Source organism: Nocardia jejuensis NBRC 103114 (genome assembly GCF_001613145.1).
Classification (GTDB): Bacteria; Actinomycetota; Actinomycetes; order Mycobacteriales; family Mycobacteriaceae; genus Nocardia; species Nocardia jejuensis.
On record NZ_BDBU01000044.1, the window covers coordinates 23,036 to 41,001 of the forward strand.

Annotated in this window: 19 protein-coding genes; 4 read left to right on the forward strand and 15 right to left on the reverse strand. The window is 67.7% G+C overall.

Annotation, left to right across the window (positions count from 1 at the left end):
* Window positions 1–100: 100 nt before the first annotated feature.
* Window positions 101–577 (reverse strand): nucleoside deaminase, encoded by a 477-nt coding sequence (locus NJ1_RS29655; RefSeq protein WP_067700632.1) that lies wholly within the window; start codon window positions 575–577, stop codon window positions 101–103.
* Window positions 578–738: 161 nt separating this feature from the next.
* Entirely contained in the window at window positions 739–1,158 is a 420-nt protein-coding gene (locus NJ1_RS29660; protein WP_067700635.1) for a winged helix-turn-helix transcriptional regulator, read from the reverse strand.
* Between the two features lie 106 nt (window positions 1,159–1,264).
* Here NJ1_RS29660 and NJ1_RS29665 point away from each other — a divergent pair, with 106 nt between their 5' ends.
* Window positions 1,265–2,110: an NmrA family NAD(P)-binding protein gene (locus NJ1_RS29665; RefSeq protein ID WP_067700638.1), complete on the forward strand. Its 846-nt coding sequence runs from the start codon at window positions 1,265–1,267 to the stop codon at window positions 2,108–2,110.
* Window positions 2,111–2,119: 9 nt separating this feature from the next.
* Here NJ1_RS29665 and NJ1_RS29670 read toward each other — a convergent pair whose 3' ends face one another.
* From NJ1_RS29670 to NJ1_RS29685, 4 genes are all read right to left on the reverse strand, one after another.
* Window positions 2,120–3,406 (reverse strand): RNA polymerase sigma factor, encoded by a 1,287-nt coding sequence (locus tag NJ1_RS29670; RefSeq protein ID WP_067700642.1) that lies wholly within the window; start codon window positions 3,404–3,406, stop codon window positions 2,120–2,122.
* Window positions 3,407–3,488: 82 nt separating this feature from the next.
* A complete protein-coding gene (locus NJ1_RS29675) occupies window positions 3,489–3,845 on the reverse strand; it encodes a YciI family protein (RefSeq protein WP_067700645.1) in 357 nt (118 codons plus the stop codon).
* A 117-nt stretch (window positions 3,846–3,962) separates the two neighbouring features.
* A complete protein-coding gene (locus tag NJ1_RS29680) occupies window positions 3,963–4,511 on the reverse strand; it encodes an aggregation-promoting factor C-terminal-like domain-containing protein (RefSeq protein WP_245717641.1) in 549 nt (182 codons plus the stop codon).
* A 152-nt stretch (window positions 4,512–4,663) separates the two neighbouring features.
* Window positions 4,664–5,041, reverse strand: a complete 378-nt coding sequence (locus NJ1_RS29685) for a VOC family protein (protein WP_067700648.1) — start codon at window positions 5,039–5,041, stop codon at window positions 4,664–4,666.
* 186 nt (window positions 5,042–5,227) lie between these two features.
* Between NJ1_RS29685 and NJ1_RS29690 the strand changes: the two genes are divergently transcribed.
* Window positions 5,228–6,091 carry a GNAT family N-acetyltransferase gene (locus NJ1_RS29690; RefSeq protein WP_067700651.1) on the forward strand — a complete coding sequence of 288 codons (864 nt, stop codon included), beginning with the start codon at window positions 5,228–5,230 and terminating at the stop codon, window positions 6,089–6,091.
* Here NJ1_RS29690 and NJ1_RS29695 read toward each other — a convergent pair.
* A complete protein-coding gene (locus tag NJ1_RS29695; RefSeq protein WP_067700654.1) occupies window positions 6,060–6,599 on the reverse strand; it encodes a carboxymuconolactone decarboxylase family protein in 540 nt (179 codons plus the stop codon). The genes NJ1_RS29690 and NJ1_RS29695 overlap by 32 nt on opposite strands.
* Window positions 6,600–7,368: 769 nt before the next feature.
* Here NJ1_RS29695 and NJ1_RS29700 point away from each other — a divergent pair.
* Entirely contained in the window at window positions 7,369–7,731 is a 363-nt protein-coding gene (locus NJ1_RS29700) for an STAS domain-containing protein (protein ID WP_067700657.1), read from the forward strand.
* Window positions 7,732–7,815: 84 nt separating this feature from the next.
* Here the strand turns inward: NJ1_RS29700 and NJ1_RS29705 are convergent, their stop codons facing one another.
* From NJ1_RS29705 to ramB, 7 genes are all read right to left on the reverse strand, one after another.
* Window positions 7,816–8,463, reverse strand: a complete 648-nt coding sequence (locus NJ1_RS29705) for a GntR family transcriptional regulator (RefSeq protein WP_067700660.1) — start codon at window positions 8,461–8,463, stop codon at window positions 7,816–7,818.
* Between the two features lie 61 nt (window positions 8,464–8,524).
* Complete coding sequence (gene urtE / locus NJ1_RS29710) at window positions 8,525–9,217, reverse strand: urea ABC transporter ATP-binding subunit UrtE (RefSeq protein WP_067700663.1); 693 nt, start codon at window positions 9,215–9,217, stop codon at window positions 8,525–8,527.
* A 48-nt stretch (window positions 9,218–9,265) separates the two neighbouring features.
* Window positions 9,266–10,144 carry an urea ABC transporter ATP-binding protein UrtD gene (gene urtD / locus NJ1_RS29715; protein WP_067700666.1) on the reverse strand — a complete coding sequence of 293 codons (879 nt, stop codon included), beginning with the start codon at window positions 10,142–10,144 and terminating at the stop codon, window positions 9,266–9,268.
* Entirely contained in the window at window positions 10,141–11,340 is a 1,200-nt protein-coding gene (gene urtC / locus NJ1_RS29720) for an urea ABC transporter permease subunit UrtC (RefSeq protein WP_084478997.1), read from the reverse strand. The genes urtD and urtC overlap by 4 nt, the downstream gene beginning before the upstream one ends.
* Window positions 11,337–12,221: an urea ABC transporter permease subunit UrtB gene (urtB, locus tag NJ1_RS29725; RefSeq protein WP_067700894.1), complete on the reverse strand. Its 885-nt coding sequence runs from the start codon at window positions 12,219–12,221 to the stop codon at window positions 11,337–11,339. Before urtB ends, urtC begins: the two co-directional genes overlap by 4 nt.
* Before the next feature lie 141 nt (window positions 12,222–12,362).
* Complete coding sequence (gene urtA / locus NJ1_RS29730; protein ID WP_422615797.1) at window positions 12,363–13,598, reverse strand: urea ABC transporter substrate-binding protein; 1,236 nt, start codon at window positions 13,596–13,598, stop codon at window positions 12,363–12,365.
* Window positions 13,599–13,954: 356 nt separating this feature from the next.
* Window positions 13,955–15,364: an acetate metabolism transcriptional regulator RamB gene (ramB, locus tag NJ1_RS29735; protein ID WP_067700674.1), complete on the reverse strand. Its 1,410-nt coding sequence runs from the start codon at window positions 15,362–15,364 to the stop codon at window positions 13,955–13,957.
* A 129-nt stretch (window positions 15,365–15,493) separates the two neighbouring features.
* Here ramB and NJ1_RS29740 point away from each other — a divergent pair, with 129 nt between their 5' ends.
* Window positions 15,494–17,107, forward strand: coding sequence for an ATP-dependent DNA ligase (locus NJ1_RS29740; protein ID WP_084479009.1), 1,614 nt, complete (start codon window positions 15,494–15,496; stop codon window positions 17,105–17,107).
* 380 nt (window positions 17,108–17,487) lie between these two features.
* Here NJ1_RS29740 and NJ1_RS29745 read toward each other — a convergent pair whose 3' ends face one another.
* A complete protein-coding gene (locus NJ1_RS29745; RefSeq protein ID WP_067700678.1) occupies window positions 17,488–17,934 on the reverse strand; it encodes a DUF4254 domain-containing protein in 447 nt (148 codons plus the stop codon).
* Window positions 17,935–17,966 lie beyond the last annotated feature (32 nt).

Sequence of the window (17,966 nt, forward strand, 5' to 3'; positions counted from 1 at the left end):
GCCGGGCCGTTTTCGGCGGTACCCGACTATGCCGCCGGCTCGCCGCGACGCCGAACCCGCGCGCGGAACGTCCGGGCGCGGGGTCAGCCGGCGGTACCGCTCACCGGCGGCGCTCGTGGAGGCGGCGGTGCAGCGCCCGGATGCGATCGGTGAATTCCGGGAAGGGGCCCGTCACCGGGATGTTCGGGGCGATCGCGGTGATGGGCAGCGCCGCGACCGGGCCGGGCGGGACGCCGAACTCGGTGAGCCATCCGGTGAGCTGTTCGGTCGAGGCGGCGTAGACGATTCGGCCCAGTCCCACCCAGGCGTGGGCGGCCGAGCACATGGGGCAGTGCTCGCCCGAGGTGTAGACGGTGGCGGTGGAACGGGCTGCGGGAGTGAGGTTTTCGGCCGCCCACCGGGCGAGGGCGAATTCGGGGTGCTGGGTGTCGTCGCCGCCGGAGACGCGATTGCGATCCTCGGCCAGCACCGCGCCGTCGGCGGCGACCAGGACCGAGCCGAAGGGCTCGTCGCCCGCGTCGAGGGCTTCGGTCGCGAGGGCGACGCAACGCTCGAGGTGCTTCAGATCGTCGGTCATCGTGCTCCGTTCGACGGGGTGCCGATCAAGGGGTGCGCTCGCCGCGGCCTGGGCAGGGCGCCGGGCCCTGTCGGCCCGCAGCACCGATTATCGGTCGCGGGCGGTGGGCGCACGGGTCATCGGCGCGGCGGATCGTCGAGTCCGGGTCGGCAGGGTCCGGATCAGTCGCGGTGATAGGTGTTCTGGGCCGTGAGGATCGCATCGATATTGGATTCGAGGATCTCGATCAGGCCCATGAGTTGATCGGCGACCTTCGCGCCCAGATCGGTGAGGGTGTACTCGACCTGCGGCGGAATCGATTGCTGGACCTCGCGATGCACCATGCCGTCGCGTTCCAGGGTCTGCAGGGTCTGCGAGAGCATGCGCTCGCTGATGCCGTCCACGCGCCGGCGCAGGGCGCTGAATCGGTACGGGCCCTCGCGCAGGGCGGCCAGGGCCAGCACACCCCAGCGGCTCGCGACGGCCTGCAGTACCGGGCGTGAGGAGCAGTTCCGCGCGAAGACGTCGGCTTCGAGCGCGGGGTCGTTCGTGAAGGCCAGGCCGGGGTCCTGGTCCGGACCTGAATCGGGCTGGGTGCTCATGAATCGAGGTTACCTAACTCTTCGGTTGTGGTGCGGAATAGTATGTGCTTACTATTAGTTAGTACCAACGAATCAAGCAGTTAATTCCCGTCACCTGGAGGTAGTCATGACCGTCGCAGTCACCGGAGCCAGTGGTCAGCTCGGACGTCTCGTGATCGAGGCGCTGTTGCGCGAGGGCGAGCAGCCGATCGCGGTGGTGCGTGATGCCGCCAAGGTCGCCGATCTGGCCGAGCGCGGCGTCGAGATCCGCGAGGCGAGCTACGACGATCCGGCCGCGCTGGACCGGGCGCTCGCGGGTGTGGACCGCGTCCTGCTGGTCTCGGGCAACGAGTTCGGCAAGCGAGTAGCCCAGCACACCAACGTGATTCGCGCCGCCGAGCGCGCCGGGGTGGAACTGCTGGCCTATGCGAGCATTCCCGGCGTCGAGACGAATCCGCTGATCCTGGCCCAGGAGCACCGCGGCACCGAAGAGGTGCTGAACGAGGCAACCGTGCCGAACGTGCGCCTGCGCAACAGCTGGTACTGGGAGAACTACACCGGCGGCCTGGCGCACGCGGTCGAGTCCGGCGTGCAGTACGGCGCCGCCGGTGCGGGCCGAGTCGCGGGCGCGGCCCGTGCCGATTACGCCGACGCCGCCGCCAAGGTGCTGACCACCGACGGCCACGCCGGCAAGATCTATGAGCTCGGTGGCGAGGCGCTCACCTATGCCGAACTGGCGCAGGCGATTTCGGAGGCCGCGGGCACGCCGGTTCGCTACCAGGATCTCCCGCAGGCCGACTACGCCGCGGCCCTCGAGCAGGCGGGTCTGGACGCGAACTACGCCGCGGTCCTCGCCGACGCCGACGCGGGCATCGCCGAGGGTGTCCTCGATGTCCGGTCCAAGGACCTGGAGAATCTGCTCGGCCGTCCCGCCACCCCGGCCGTCGAGGTCTTCCGCGCGGCCCTGGCCTGACCCGAACGCTCAGGAGTCGAGGGCTTCGCAGTTCCGGGCACGGTGCCTGAGCAGGACCTGTTCGGTGGTGTTGGTGGTCAGATCCGCGGCGCGCAGGAACGCGTCGCGGGCCTCGGCGGTGCGACCCAGGCGTTCGAGCAGGTCGGCGCGAACCGCGTGCGAGAGGTGGTAGTCCTCGAGCGCTCCGGTCGCGGCGACCTTGTCGAGAAGGTCGAGTCCGGCGGCGGGGCCGTGCAGCATGGCCACCGCCACGGCGCGGTTCAGTTCCACGACCGGTGACGGAAAGCGTTCCGCGAGAACGGCGTACAGGCCCGCGATGCGCCGCCAGTCGGTGTCCGTCGCGGAGGGGGCCATGGCGTGGACGGCCGCGATGGCCGCTTGCAGGGCGTAGGAGCCCGGTGGCAGTCCCCGGGCGCGGTTCACCGATTGGGCGCGGGCCAGGGCCGCGAATCCACGCCGGATGTACAGGCGGTTCCAATGGGATCGGTCCTGATCGGCCAGCAGCACCGGATTGTCGGCCGAGTCGGTGCGCGCGCCGAGCCGGGAGGCCTGCAGTTCCAGCAGCGCCGCGAGGGCGTGCGTCTCGGGTTCCTCGGGCAGTAGCGCGGCGAGTATGCGCGCCAGTCGCAGTGCGTCCTCGCACAATTCGGTGCGCACCCAGGCGTCGCCGGAGGTGGCGGTGTATCCCTCGTTGAAGATCAGGTAGACGACCTCGAGCACCGAGCCCAGGCGCGCGGTCAGTTCCGGACCGTGGGGCACTTCGTAGGGCACCCGCTTGGCGGCGATGGTGCGCTTCGCGCGCACGATGCGCTGCGCCACCGTCGGTTCCGTCACCATGTACGCGCGGGCGATCTCGGTGGTGCTCAGTCCGCCGACCATGCGCAGGGTCAGGGCCGCGCGGGCGGGCGGCGTCAGCACCGGATGGCAGGCCGTGAAAATCATCCGTAGTAGGTCGTCCTGGATTCCGCTGTCCGGCAATGGAATCCAGGACGACGCCGCGTCGATCTCCACCTGCCTGCCGAGCAGTTCGAGCTTGCGCGCGAAGGTGGCATCGCGCCGGAACCGGTCCACCGCACGGTGTTTCGCGGTGAGCATGAGCCAGCCGCCCGGATTGGGCGGCACGCCGTCGCGCGGCCACTGCTCCAGCGCCGCGACGTAGGCATCCTGGGCCAGTTCCTCCGCGACGCCGATGTCGCCGGTCATGCGGGTCAGCCCGGCCACCAGCCGCGGCCATTCGATGCGCCAGGCCGCCTCCACGGCCCGGCGCATCCGCTCGGGGGTGTCCGGTGCACTCATCGGCGCCGGTGCTCCCGCACGCGCCGGATCGATTGCCGCGCACGCCTGTTCACCCGCGCCCGCCCGCCTGCTCGGATCGGCGTCACTCCTGATCGGCGAGTTGCCGGACCTCGACCTCGATATCCCACTCGTTCCCGTGCACCCGCAGGAACCGCGACGCCCATTCCACCGCCTCCTCGGTCGAGCGAGTCTGCAGCAGACAGTAGCCCCCGATGAACTCCTTGGATTCGATGAACGGGCCGTCGGTGACGGTCTGGACGCCGCCGGTCTGCCGGATCCGAGTGCCCTCCTCGATCGGATGCAGGCCGTTGGTGTCGAGCAGCACGCCCGCCTTGGTCATCTCCTCGATCAGCACGTTCATCTCGGCCATCAACTTCTCGTCGGGGCCGGCATCGGGAACGGTCGCGGGGTCGAGGCGGATCAGCACCATGTGTCGCATATCGGAATCTCCTTCGAGGGCGGGACCGCTTGTCGATCCTCTATACAGTCCTCGAACGCAGGCACGCGGAATCGACATGCTCGCCGAAGAAAGTTCCGGCGAGCATGTTCGCGCAGGTCAGTACCAGTGGTGTTGCTGCCAGAACGCCCACGCGGCGGCGGGGCTGCCGTAGCGCTCGTTCATGTAGCGGTAGGCCCAGCGCAGTTGGGTCACCGGGTTGAACATCCAATCGGGTCCGGCGGTGAACATCTTCTCCGCGGGGAGCGCCTGGGCCAGGCCGTACGCGCCCGAGGACGGGTTCACGGCGAACACCCGCCAGCTGCTCTCGTGCGAGATCACCTCGTCGAACGCCCAGAACTGGTCGAGCGGAACGATGGTGAGCGCCACCGTCTTCAGGGCCGGGGCCGGGTAGATGAACGACGGTTCCAGCAGACCTGCCAGCCCGACGACGACCTGGCGGGTGACGGCCGAGGAGGAAACGGCGGTCAGTGACTCGGCGACTCCGGACGAGAGCCCGTTCAGCCCCGCCGCGACCTGCGGCAGGGTGGTCTCGGACAGCGCCGCCAGGTTCTCGAACTCGTCCATGGGCGCTGCCTGCGCGGTGGGACTGCCGCAACCGATCGCTATCGGCGCCAGTGCGGCCATCAGCAAAACGAGTGCTTTCACGACTAGTGGTCGAATGCCTGGTTTTCCAATGAAGAACGGCGATCCGAACCTCGACCGAATCGGACATTACGACAATTCGGACAGTCGATCCCGTCTGCGGCGCGGCGAGTCGCCGAGTTTCCCGCGACCCGCCGCGCGGACGTCGATGCGATTCAGACCCACTGCACCAGCTGAATGATGATGCCGTTGGGGTCGACGGTCTGGAAATACCGTTCACCCCACGGCTCGGTCTCGATCGGCGTCACGATCGGCACGCCCTCCTGGCGAACCCGCTCGTATTCGGTGTCGATGTCGTCCACCACGAACACCACGAGCAGCCCCTGACCGGCCGCACCCGCGATCCGTTCCGGCTTGAACGTGGAGAGCCCGGTCCGCAGATAGATGATGGTGAGCCCGGCGTCCGGCCGATCCAGCGAGATGAACCCGTCCGCCGACATCTGCTCGACGAACCCGAAGTGCTCGATCAGGAACGCCGCGGACGCGCTCGGATCGGCCACGTTCAACGAGACTGCGGAAGCGGTGATGTGCAAGGGCCCTCCTGAGGTAATAAACTCCGTACGTTGTACGTAATTAGTTGTACGAAAATTCCCACCTCTTCGCACTGTGATGTGGATCACTCGATTGTGGGAGGTCACAAGCACTTCGGATTCGGGCGACCTCGAGCGGGGGTGGCGGTTTCGCCGTGTGGTGGGGTGGGGCGGGGCAGAATCGGGGGCATGCCGCGCTCGGCCCCGTCCATCGTCGCCGCCGAAATCTTCACCAAGGCCGCGCAACCGGTGATTCCGGTGGGCGAGGGGTTGGTGTTGCGGGCCTGGCTGCGACGGGACGCGCTGGAGGTGTTCGGGGCGTTCCAGGACCCGGCGATTCGGCGATGGCATGTGCGGTCGGCCGATTCGGTGGAAGAGGTCGAGGACTGGGTCGACGCGTGGGCGCGGAGCTGGCGCGGGGCCGTCGACGCGAATTGGGCTGTGGCAGACAGTCGTACGGGGCGGATCGCCGGGCGGGTGTCACTGCGGGAGATGGTGTTGCCGCAGGGATATGCCGAGGTCGCGTATTGGGTTGCGCCACATGCCAGGGGACGGGGTGTCGCGCCGCGCGCGGTGGCGGCGATGACGGCGTGGGCGTTCGAGGTGGCCGGTTTTCACCGGTTGGAGTTGCGGCATTCGGTGCACAATGCGCAGTCGTGCCGGGTGGCGGCGAAATCGGGGTTCGCGCTGGAGGGCGTGAATCGCAGTGCGGCCCTGCACGAGGACGGGTGGCACGACATGCATCTGCACGCCCGCGTGCGCGGGGACCGGCTCGGCGAGGCGACCGTGTCGCCATGGCTTCAGGACGCCACTGTCTCGCGCGCGGCCACCGAAGAGATGTTCACCGTCGCCGTGCCCGAACCGCGCTCGGGTCAGGTCGCGGACGTGCGCCCGGGTCGTGTGACCGACGCGCACGCCGAACGGGAACCGGATGCGCGGGCGAACCCCCAGCCGGTGGTTCCCGGGGCGGAGACGCAACCTGTCGTGCGTCGTCCGCCGCGTCATCGCGCCGGCCGACGACTCAGTGGTCGGTTTGGATTCGCAGGGCCGTGATGGTGCTGGCCAGTCCCTCGTATTGGTTTGTGAGCAGCACGATTTCGATGAGTTTGCGCTCGTCGAAGTGCGCGGCGAGGCCCTGCCAGGCGGCATCGTCCAGATCGCGAGTCGCCACGAGCTGGTCGACGGCGACGAGCAGCGCGCGCTCCTGATCGGTCCACCCGGCCGCATCCGGACCCTGGCGCAGCCGCTCCAGGATCTCCTGGGTGACGCCCGCCTTCTTCCCGAGCCGAATGTGATGATCCATCTCGTACTCGCAGGCCCGCAGATGCGCGACTCGGATGATCACCAGCTCGGATTCGTACCGCCGCAGACTTCCGCCGGGCATCAGCTTCCCGGAAAAGTGCAACCACCCCCGAAACAGCCCACCGGTCCGTCCCAGCGTAGAGAAAAGATGCGCGTCATCCGTGCCCGCGGCACGCGAGAGCACCTGCCAGACAACCCAATTGACCGGACCGAGCTCCCGGAACCGTCCGGGAGCAATACGTGGCTGCGTCGACACCATGCCTCACGCTAACAGCCGTACCGACCGGTAACCAGCGCCTGACCCGCCTCGGGTCGGCGCCGAAGCGGCCCTGCGCTCTCCCGATGGCGGTGCGGGACTTCCGGAGTGCGCATCGGCCAGGCGGGTATCGAGTCCGACCGGGCCGGCCGGACTTCGAGGCTCCCGTCACGACGAGGACCCCGGCGCCGCGCGGGGGCGGCACCGGGGTCCGGGGTGGATACGACCGTCTACCTAGGGGGGATTCGGTAGGACCGGCCCGCCGGGAAGATCGAGGCGGGCGATCGGACGGTCGCGTACTTACTTTTCTCGGGGGTTATCCAGTACTTCTTCGTGCTCGACGGCCTACGGACCCTGCTTCGGTCCTCAGCGTTCGACCGTCGTCCCTCTACTCACGGGTAGTTCTTATCTCCCGTGCTCTTGGGATTTTTCCTTCACTTGCAACGAACGTAAATCTATCAGTCGGATCTGCGTATGTCTATATCCAAAACTGGAGATTTTTTGTAGCGGCGATGCGGAGACGAGAGCCATCCGTGCGCCCGGCGGCACCGAACCACAGACGGTTTCGCAAACCATTTCCGGCGCTGTCCGGATACGTCCAGGTCCGGCGGGGACCCGAATCCTCCCCCCGCCGGACCGGGGCCGTCGTTGCGGTCCCGGTCCGTGGTCCCGTGAACCATCGAGGCCCGTCCCCTGAATCATCAAGGCCCCGAGCATGTTCGGATTTCCCGATCGGGGTTCCCCTGTCGGACCTGCTTCGTACTATGGGTGGGTGGCCAACAACACGAGCGTGTCCGGCCGCGCACACATCGTGTTGCCCCTGGACACCCAGAAGATCGCCGCCGACGTCCTCGTCCGGGTCGGCGGAGAACTGGACCTGCCCACCGTCGCCGCACTCGACGCGGGCCTTCGCGCGGCGCAGAATCTGACCGTCCCCGGTGGGCGACTACTGGTCGATCTGAGTGACGCCACCTTCCTCGGCGTGACCTCCATGAACGCCCTCGAAGCCGCCTACCGCCGCTGTGCCGCGATCGGGGTCGCCCTGTCGCTGCGGGGCGTGTGCGCGAGCATCGCCCGTCATCTCGCCGCGGCGGGCCTGGGCCACCTGGCCCCCGATCCGCTTCGGGCAGGCTGAATCACTCAGACGTCCCACCGAATCACCACCGGGCAATCCCGAAAACCGAAGGGGCGGAACAGTAGAGCCGGTGAGGCGTGGTCGCTACTCGCGCACGGCGCGGGCGAGTTTGGTGAGTTCGAGGGCGCGGCGGGCTCGGGCCAGGACATGGGCTCGGGAGCTGGTGAGGTGGGACAGGAGGGTGCGCAGGGCGGAGTCGAGGTCGTCGGTGAGGAGGTCTTCGGCGATGGTTATGTGGTCGGCGGCCATGATGGCGATGCGCTCGGGGGTGGGCATGTCCAGAGCGCGGACGGGGCGCACTCGGGCGTAGACGGTGGCGAGGGCGTCGGCCAGGGCGGTGTTGCCGGAGGCGGCGAGAATGGTGAGGTGGAAGCGCTCGTCGGCGGCGATGAGCGCGGTGCCCGGTTCGGGTGGGTGGGCGCGCAGGCGCTTCCAGGCGTCGAGTTCCTCTTCGATCGCGACGGCGTCGTGCCGGCGGGTGTGCGGTGCGTGATTGCGCTGGATTCCCCTGGACTCCAGCACGATTCGCAGTTCGTACAGATCGCCCAGCTCGTCCACGCGGGGTCGGTAGGGGTAGAGGCCGTCGGGATGCCGTTCGAGCAGTCCGTCGGCGAAGAGCCGGGCCAGGGCTTCGCGGACGGGAGTGCGTGAGACGCCGTACGTTTCGGCGAGGCGTTCCTCGCCGAGCCGTTCGGTCGGTATCAGCGCCCCGGCCGCGAGATCCCGCTGCATCGCTCGATAGACCCGCTCGGACAACGGAATACGCCCCCTGCGCGCGTTCACGCCCGACCGATCAGATCGCCATTGCCAGGCGGACGGAGGATTCCGCGCCCGCGCCACCGATGCCCGAAGAGGTGATGCGCCCCGACTGCAGCACGTAGTACTGCTGCGCGGCCTGCAGGGCGAACCCGATGTGCTGCTCGACCAGCAGCACGCTGAGTCCACCGCGCTCGGTGAGGTCGATGATCGTGCGTTCGATCTCGGCCACCACCGAGGGCTGGATGCCCTCGGTGGGCTCGTCGAGGATGAGCAGCTTCGGCTCGGTGATCAGCGCCCGTGCGATGGCCAGCTGCTGCCGCTGCCCGCCGGACAGCAGCCCGGCCTTGCGCGTGAGCAGTTCCTTCAACGCGGGGAACAGATCCAGCGATTCGGCGACCAGCTCCCGGCCGCGCTTGCGCCCGTCCGCCACCACCTGGAGGTTCTCCATGGTCGAGAGCTGCGGGAACGACTGCTGTCCCTGCGGCACGTACGCGATGCCGCGCTTGACCCGTCGCGACGGTGACATCTTGGAGATGTCGTCCCCGTCGAACCGAATCTTCCCGGACTTGACCGGCAGCAGCCCGACGGCCGCGCGCAGCAGCGAGGTCTTGCCCGCGCCGTTGTGGCCCATGATGGCGACCACCTGATCGTCCGGAACCGTCAGCGACACACCGTGAATCACCTCGGTGCGGCCGTAGGCCGTGTGCAGGTCGGCGATTTCTAGCATGGGCGGCCCTCCTGGATCGGGGTGGTGCGTTCTCGCCTGGGCGGCAGGTCAGCGGGCATCGGCTGACTCCTCGGGGGACTCGTCGGAATCGGGACTCTCGCCCCCCGGCTCCTCGGCGGGCGGTAGCTCGCCCGCGGCCGCGGTGCCCAGGTAGACCTCCTGCACCTTGGGATCGGCCTGCACCTGTTCGACCGTGCCCTCACTGAGCACCCGTCCGCCGGCCAGCACGGTGACCGAGCTGGCGAAGGCGCGCATGAAGTCCATATCGTGCTCGACCACGACCACCACGCGCTCACCACCGATGCGGCGCAACAGGTTTCCGGTCTCCTCGCGTTCCTCGGCGCTCATACCGGCGACGGGTTCGTCCAGCAGCAGCACCGAGGCGTTCTGCACCAGCAGCATGCCGATCTCCAGCCACTGCTTCTGGCCGTGCGCGAGCACTCCGGCCGGTTTGTCGCGCAGCGCGGTGAGGCCGATGGTCTCGAGCGCCTCCTCGATGGCGGGCAGCACCGACTTGCGCCGGCGCAGCAGGGTGAGCGCGGAGCGTCCGGCGCCCGCCGCGATATCGAGGTTCTGCAGCACCGTGAGCTGCTCGAAGACGCTGGCGGTCTGGAAGGTTCGGCCCACGCCGAGCCGTGCGATCTGATGCACCTTCTTGCCGATCAGCTCGGCGCCGGACTTCTGCGCGGAGCCGGTCGCCGGGGCGAGGCCGGTGATGGCGTCGATCAGCGTGGTCTTGCCCGCGCCGTTCGGTCCGATCAGGAATCGCAGATCTCCCTGCAGCACAGTGAGATCCACATCGGAGACCGCTTTGAAGCCGTCGAAACTGACCGACAGGCCCCGGATTTCGAGGTACTCGCTGTCCATTCCGGCATTGCCGCCCATCTTGGGCTGCGGCGTCGTGGGTTCCTGTACGGGAGCGGTCATCGCGCGTCCACCTTCTCTTCGTCCGCGGTCCTCGCGCCGGCGACCGGTCCGGACTCCTCGACCGGGGCGCCGGTGGACAGGGCCGAGGCGGTGATGGATTCGCCCGCCGTCGCCCCGCCGGCGCCGCGCGCGGTCCGGAACCTTTCGATGAATCCCTTTGCCATCGGCCCGAATCCGGCCAGCCCGGCGGGAATGAAGCCGACCACCACGATGAACAGCGCGCCCTGCAGGTACGTCCAGGCGGACGGGAAGTTCTCCGAGAACGAGGTCTGCGCCCACGCCACGCCGATCGCGCCGAGTACCGGGCCCAGCAGCGTCGTGCGCCCGCCGATCGCGACACCGATCAGGAACGCGATGGACGGCACCACGCCGATGTCGGCGGGGGAGATGATCCCGACGATCGGGGTGAACAGCGCGCCCGCGATGCCCGCGAACACCGCCGCCACCACATACGCGACGATCTTGATATTGGCCGGGTCGTAACCGAGGAAGCGCACGCGCTCCTCCTGATCGCGCACCGCCACGAGCAGTTCCCCGTACCGGCTGTGCATCAACTGCCGTGCGATGGCGACCACGACCAGCAGCGCGCCCGCGGCGATGAAGAACAGCATCCGCCGGTTCACCGGATCGTCGAGCCGGAACCCGAAGAAGGTGCGGAAATCGCTGAGCCCGGTGAAGCCGCCGATGCTCTGCTGCCCGGTGAGCAGGATCGCCATGGCCGCGGCCAGCGCCTGACTCAGGATCGAGAAGTACGCGCCCTTGACCCGGCGCTTGAACACCCCGAAGCCGAGCACCGCCGCGATCAGCCCCGGCACCACCAGGATGCCGATGATCGCGACCGGCGCGGAGGCGAAAGGCTGCCAGTACGAGGGCAATTCGGAGATGCCGGAGATCGTCATGAACTCCGGGACGTCCTCGTGCGCCTTGGCGGCGTCGGCCATCTGCATGTGCATGGCCATGATGTACGCGCCGATGCCGAAGAACACGCCCTGCCCGAGGGTGAGCATGCCGCCGCGTCCCCAGGCCAGGCCGATGCCGACCGCGACGATGGCGAAGCAGAGGAATTTGGCGAGCAGGCTCAGCCGGAAATCGCTGAGCAGGGCGGGCGCGATGCCGAACAGCACGATGGCCGCCAGCCCGAAACCGCCGAGCGCCTTGAAAGTCGGATGTGCGCCGAAGCGCTGGATGGTGCTCATGCCAGGCTCCTCGTGCGGACGGTGAACAGACCCTGTGGCCGCACCTGCAGGAAGATCACGATCACCACGAAGACGATCACCTTGGCGACCGACGCGGTGGTGGAGTATTCGACGAACGAGTTCACGATGCCCATGCCGAACGCCGCGATGACGGTGCCCTTGATCTGCCCCAGGCCGCCGATCACGACCACCAGGAAGGCATCGACGAGATAGGACTGCCCGATGGTGGGGCTGGTGGAGCCGATCATGGTGAGGGCGACTCCGGCGACCGCGGCCAGGCCGGATCCGATGAAGAAGGTGCTGATATCGGTCACTCGTGACGAGACGCCGGAGGTTTCGGCCAGGCTGCGGTTCTGCACGACGGCGCGGATGCGACGGCCCAGCGGGGTGGTCTTCATGGCGGTGGCCAGGGCGATCACCGCGGCGACGGCCAGCACCATGATGAAGATTCGGGTCTTGGGGACGACGGTCCCGGCAATGGAGATGCCGCCGGTCAGCCATTCGGGGATCAGCACGTTCTTGGCGGGTGCGCCGAAGATGTTGCGTGCGGCCTGCTGTAGCACCAGCCCGACGCCGAAGGTGACCAGCAGGGTGTCCATCGGCCGGTCGTACATCCAGCGGATGAGACCCATCTCCAGGGCCGCGCCGAGCAGGCCGCCGACCAGGAAGCCGACGAACAGGGAGACGATCAGCGCGACGCCGGTCGACGAAATAGTTTGCTGCACAACGTAGGTCGTGTAGCAACCGGCCATGATGAACTCACCGTGCGCCATATTGATCACGCCCATCTGACCGAAGGTCAGGGACAGACCCAGCGCGGCGAGCAGCAGGATCGAGCCGAGGCTCAGACCCGTGAACAGCTGTCCGACAGCGACTTCCATTGTGAATACCTCTGTGATTCGTTCGCGTCGCAGTTGGCGGTGCGACGCGGAGCGGTCGGTGGCCTGCCGCACGGCCGGTGCGGAAATCCGTTCGGGGAAACGGGAATCCGCACCGGCCGCCCCTCATCGGCGGCTACCGATTTACTTCAGGCCCTCGGCCCACGGGTAGGACTTCAGGTACGGGTCCGGCTTGACCGGCTGGCCCGAATCCCACACGGTGTAGATCAGGCCGTCGGGGCGGATCTCGCCGATCCGAGCGGTCTTGGTGATGTGGTGGTTGGAGCCGTCGATGGTGACGGTGCCCTCCGGGGCGGCATAGCTCACGCCGTCGGCAGCGGCCTGAATGTCGGCCACGCCGAAGGACTTCGCCTTCTCGACGGTCGCCTTCCACAGGAAGACCGAGGTGTACGCGGCTTCCATCGGATCGGAGGTGGGCTTGGTGGCGCCGTAGGCGGCCTTGTACGCGTCGACGAACGCCTTGTTGGCCGGGGAATCGACGGTCTGGTAGTAGTTCCAGGCGGTCAGCTGCCCGGCGAGGTTCTGGATGCCGACACCGGCGACCTCCTCCTCGGCGATGGACACCGAGACCACCGGCATGTCCTTGGCGTTCAACCCGGCATTGGCGTACTCGCGGAAGAACGCGACGTTGGAGTCGCCGTTCAGGGTGTTGAAGACCGCGCCCGCCTTGGCATTACGGACCTTGTTGACGATTGTGGAGAAATCGGTGGAGCCGAGCGGGGCGTAGTCCTCGCCCTTGATCTCGATGCCGTTGGCCTTGGCGTAGGCCTTGATCTCACGGTTGGCGGTCTGCGGGAAGACATAGTCCGAGCCGACCAGGTAGAGGGACGTGATGCCCTTCTGCTTGAGGTAGTCCAGCGCGGGGATGATCTGCTGGTTCGTGGTCGCGCCGGTGTAGAAGATGTTCTTGGAGTCTTCCAGGCCCTCGTACTGCACGGGGTAGTACAGCAGCGAGTTCAGGTTCTCGAACTTGGGCTTCATGGCCTTGCGGCTGGAGGAGGTCCAGCCACCGAACACCGCGGCGACGCAATCGGAACTGACCAGCTTCTCGGCCTTCTCCGCGAAGGTCTTCGGGTCCGAGGCGCCGTCCTCCAGGACGACCTCGATCTTCTTGCCCAGCACGCCGCCGGCCGCGTTGATCTGATCCACCGCCAGCTTGGTGGCGTTGGCGACCGTGACCTCACTGATGGCCATGGTGCCGGTCAGCGAGTGCAGCGAGCCGATCTTGATGGTGTCCTTCGAGGTGTCGACGCAGGACTTGGCGTTCGAACCCGACGCGGTGTCGCTGTCACGCGACCCACAGCCGGCGACCAGCACGGCGGACAGCGCCAGCGCGGTCGGAATGGTGATCGCCTTCATCAGACGCCGGTTCTTGTCCCGGCGGAGGGAATCTTGCATGTGGGCGGACCCTTCTCACATCACGATGTTCGGCGGCAACCTCTGCGCAGGGTGCACAGTGCCGCCGTAAGCGAATACCGCCGCGTATACAACGTCTGTATTCGTGGGCAGAACGGTAAACGGGAAGTGTTGCGCCGGAATGACTCTCGGTGAAGCCCTGATTGCCTATGTTTCGGCAGCATGAATTTCCGCTCACAGCAGGCTGATTCGCTCCAGAGGTGTCGGCTATAACCGCTGATCGGAATGCGATTCACGGCCGAACGGGCCGTGATGTGAGCCGATCTCACCGGTTTCGCGCCGGTGAGATCGGCCAACCCTCACTGAATGACGTAGGGGGAGATGGAGCTTCGGTGCTCGCTGATGTCCAGGGATTTGCCGAGGGGCGGGAAGGCGCGCTGGGGGCAGTTGGAGCGTTCGCAGACTCGGCAGCCGGCGCCGATGGGCGTGGGCTTGGGGTCGTTCAGGTCCAGGCCGTCGGCGTAGACGACGCGACCGGCGTGGCGCAGTTCGCAGCCGAGGCCGATCGCGAAGATCTTGGAGGGTTCGCCGTAGCGGGTGGCGCGGCGCTCGACGGTGCGCGCCACCCAGAGGTACTTGCGGCCGTCGGGCATCTGGGCGATCTGGGTCATGATCTTCGCGGGGTAGGCGAAGGTCTCGTAGACGTTCCACAGCGGGCAGGTGCCGCCGCTGGAGGAGAAGTGGAAACCCGTGGCGGACTGGCGTTTCGACATATTGCCCGCGCGGTCCACGCGAACGAAGGAGAAGGGGACGCCGCGCAGGTTCGGGCGCTGCAGCGTCGAGAGCCGATGGCAGATCGTCTCGTAGCTCTGGGTGAAGAAGGCCGAGAGTCGCTCGATGTCGTAGCGGAAGTCCTCGGCCATCTCGTGAAAGTGCGTGTAGGGCAACACGGTTGCCGCCGCGAAGTAGTTGGCCAGACCGAGTTTGGCCAGGGTGCGGGACTCCAGGCTGGAGAAGCTGCCCTCGCCGACCAGCTTCTCGATCAGATCGCCGCACTCCAGGTAGGCCAGTTCGGCGGCGAGCTTGAACACCCGCTGTCCGCCGGACAGGTGCGGCGCGATCTCGAGGCGCCGGGTCTCCGCGTCGTACCGGTGCAGCAGGCCGTCGCCGAGGTCGATGCGCTCGACGATCTGCACGCCGTGGGCGGAGGTCAGACGCCGCGCGATCTCACGTTTCAGGTCGCCGCCGTGGAATCGCATGCGATTAGCGAGTTCCTCTGCGGCGGTATCCAATTCGTGAATATAGTTCTGCCGCTGATAGAAGTAGTCGCGAACTTCCTCGTGCGGTTTGGAAATGGCCCCGGATCCGCTGCCGTCGGAGAATCGGTCTTCGGTGGCCGCGGCCAACTGCGCGGTGGTATTGCGATAGCGACGATGCATGTTCACCATGGCGCGCGCCAAACCCGGGTGCGCGGAAACCATTTCGGCGATTTCCTGGGCATCGGCCTCGATGGCGAGTTCCTGGTCCATCACGACCTCTTGCAGTTCGGCGATGAGCCGGGTGTCGTCCTGGGAGGAGAAGAACCCGGCATCGACGCCGAACACCTCGCTGATCCGCAACAACACCGGTACGGTGAGCGGGCGCACGTCGTGTTCGATCTGATTGAGATAGCTGGCCGAAATCTCCAGCTTCTTGGCGAGGGAGACCTGACTCAGCCCGCGCTCGGTTCGCAACTGACGTAGCCGCGCCCCGACAAAGGTCTTGGCCATGTGACCGAGTTTATGGGGGTATTCACACCGTTGCCAATGGCTGATTAACAACGGTGTTGAGCGTTCGGTCACAACGCCCCGCGCGTCGGGCGGGCTCGAGTGTCGGATACCGGGGTTACGGTCGATCCCGTGCACTTGTCGGATGTGGTCGAAGCGTCTGGGGCCGTGCGTGCGACGACCTCGCGCAAAAAGAAGATATCGGCGATCGCCGATCTGCTGGGCCGTGCCGAGCCGGAGGAATTGGCCCAGGTCGTGGCCTGGGTGTCGGGTGAACTGCCGCAGGGCCGGATCGGGACCGGGTGGCGGACCCTCACGGCTGTGCAGGTCCCCCCGGCGTCCGAACCCACGCTGTCGGTCGGGGCCGTGGACGGCGCGTTCACCGAACTGGCCGGGGTCGCGGGCAGCGGATCGACGGCGCGGCGCAAGGAACTGCTCGGCTCGCTGTTCGCCGCCGCCACCGCGGCCGAACACGAGTTCCTGATCCGGCTCCTGGGCGGGGAGATGCGCCAGGGCGCGCTCACCGCGATCGTCGCGGAGGCCGTGGCGGTCGCCTTCGACGTGCCGATCGACCTCGTGCGCCGCGCCCACATGCTGTCCGGGCGGCTCCCGGTGAGCGCGCTGGCGGCCCGCGAGGGCGGTGCGGAGGCGCTGGCGAGATTCCGGCTCGAGGTCGGACGGCCGATCCAGCCCATGCTCGCCTCGCCCGGCACGGCGCTGGACGAGGCCATGGCCGAGTTCGGCGGACAGGTGAGCGTCGAGCACAAGATGGACGGCGCGCGCATCCAGGTGCACCGCGACGGCGACGAGGTCCACATCTTCACCCGCACCCTGCGCGAGATCACCTCGAGCGTGCCGGAATTGGTGGATCTGGTGCGCGCGATGGACTGCACGAGCGTGGTGCTGGACGGAGAGACGCTGGCGCTCGACGACTCCGGGCGACCCCGGCCGTTCCAGGAGACCATGAGCCGATTCGGCGCGGCCTCCGCGCAGGAACTGCTGCTGCACCCGTACTTCTTCGACTGCCTGCACCTGAACGGCGACGACCTGCTCGACGTCCCGCTGCGCGAACGTCGCGAGGCGCTCACGAAAGTCGCGGGCGGACTTGCCATTCCGGCGTTGCTCGCCCCCGATGCCGAGGCGGCCGCCGAATACTTCGACGGTGCGCTGGCTTCCGGGCACGAGGGCATCATGATCAAGGCCCTGGACGCGCCCTACGCCGCGGGCCGGCGTGGCCGCGCTTGGCAGAAGATCAAACCGACCCACACCCTGGACCTGGTCGTGCTCGGCGCGGAGTGGGGTTACGGGCGGCGCACCGGGTACCTGTCCAATCTGCACCTGGGCGCGCGGGACCCGGACGGCGGCGATCCGATCATGGTGGGCAAGACCTTCAAGGGCCTGACCGACGCGCTGCTGCAGTGGCAGACCGCGGAATTCCCGCGCCACGAGCGACAACGCGACGAGCACACCGTCTACCTCCGGCCCCAGCTGGTGGTGGAGATCGCCATCGACGGCGTGCAGGTCAGCCCGCGTTATCCCGGCGGGGTGGCATTGCGCTTCGCCCGGGTGGTCCGCTACCGCCCCGACAAGGAACCCGCCCAGGCCGACACCATCGACGCCATTCGCGACCTGTTGCCCGCCGGTGCGGCCGCCGACGCGGCTGTCGTGTCCGACGATGCGAGTCGGGGCGGTGTGCTCGGTGACGGCGGTGTGCTCGGTGACGGAGGGGGACCGGCGGAGCGATAGCGGGCTGGATCGCCCGAGCGCCGCGTCGATCGGGTCCGCCGAAACCTGGGCGGCACGCTCGGCTCGGGCGGTCTGTTACGGAAAACCGGCCGCTCACAGCCAACTCACAGCGGAGTCGAGGTGGGCTCCGAGGTTCGGGGGCGAAGATTCAGGAGTCGCAAGTTCGGGCCGGGCGGTTGTCAGGTGACGAACGCGGGGTACTGCCACCGCACTCCCACGCGGATTCCCCTCGTTCGTGCCGTCCGACCCCTTTCGACGGTGGATTGCGCATGGTCCACCTGCTGCTGTCGGCGGCGTCCCGCCCCCTCGCCGGGCGCCGCCGACATCAACTCGGTAATCGATGCGGATCGCTGATCCGGGGACTCACCGCCGCGTGGAACTCAATGCTCGCGGCTGCCGGTCAGATTGGGTAGCCGCCGACGCCCGGCTGCCAGATCCCCGGCCAGATGCTCGTAGGCGACAGCCAATTCGGTGAGCCGCTGCGCGGCCTCCTGCATCGCCGCATCGGGCGACATGGACAGGGTGAGATAGGCCAGCGCCGAGAACTGAGCCAGTCGATCCACCACCGTGCCTACGGTTTCGGTGTGCAGGTGGGCGTCGGTCGCGGCCTTCGGAAGCTCGGCCGCCACCCAGCGATCGATGTCGAGCACCAGTCGCACCCGGTCGAAATCGATGGGCCCGGTCTCGCTCGCCGACGCGTTCAATCTCTGTTCGTGCAGGTCCGCCAGTAAGCCCGCGCAGCGCAGCAGCGGATGGTCGACGGAAGGAAGGCCGCGGCAGGCCTGCAGCAGCAGGTCTTTCGTAGGGAGCGGGTGCACGGCGGCCATCCTGCCTCGCGAATATCTCCGAATGGCAACGA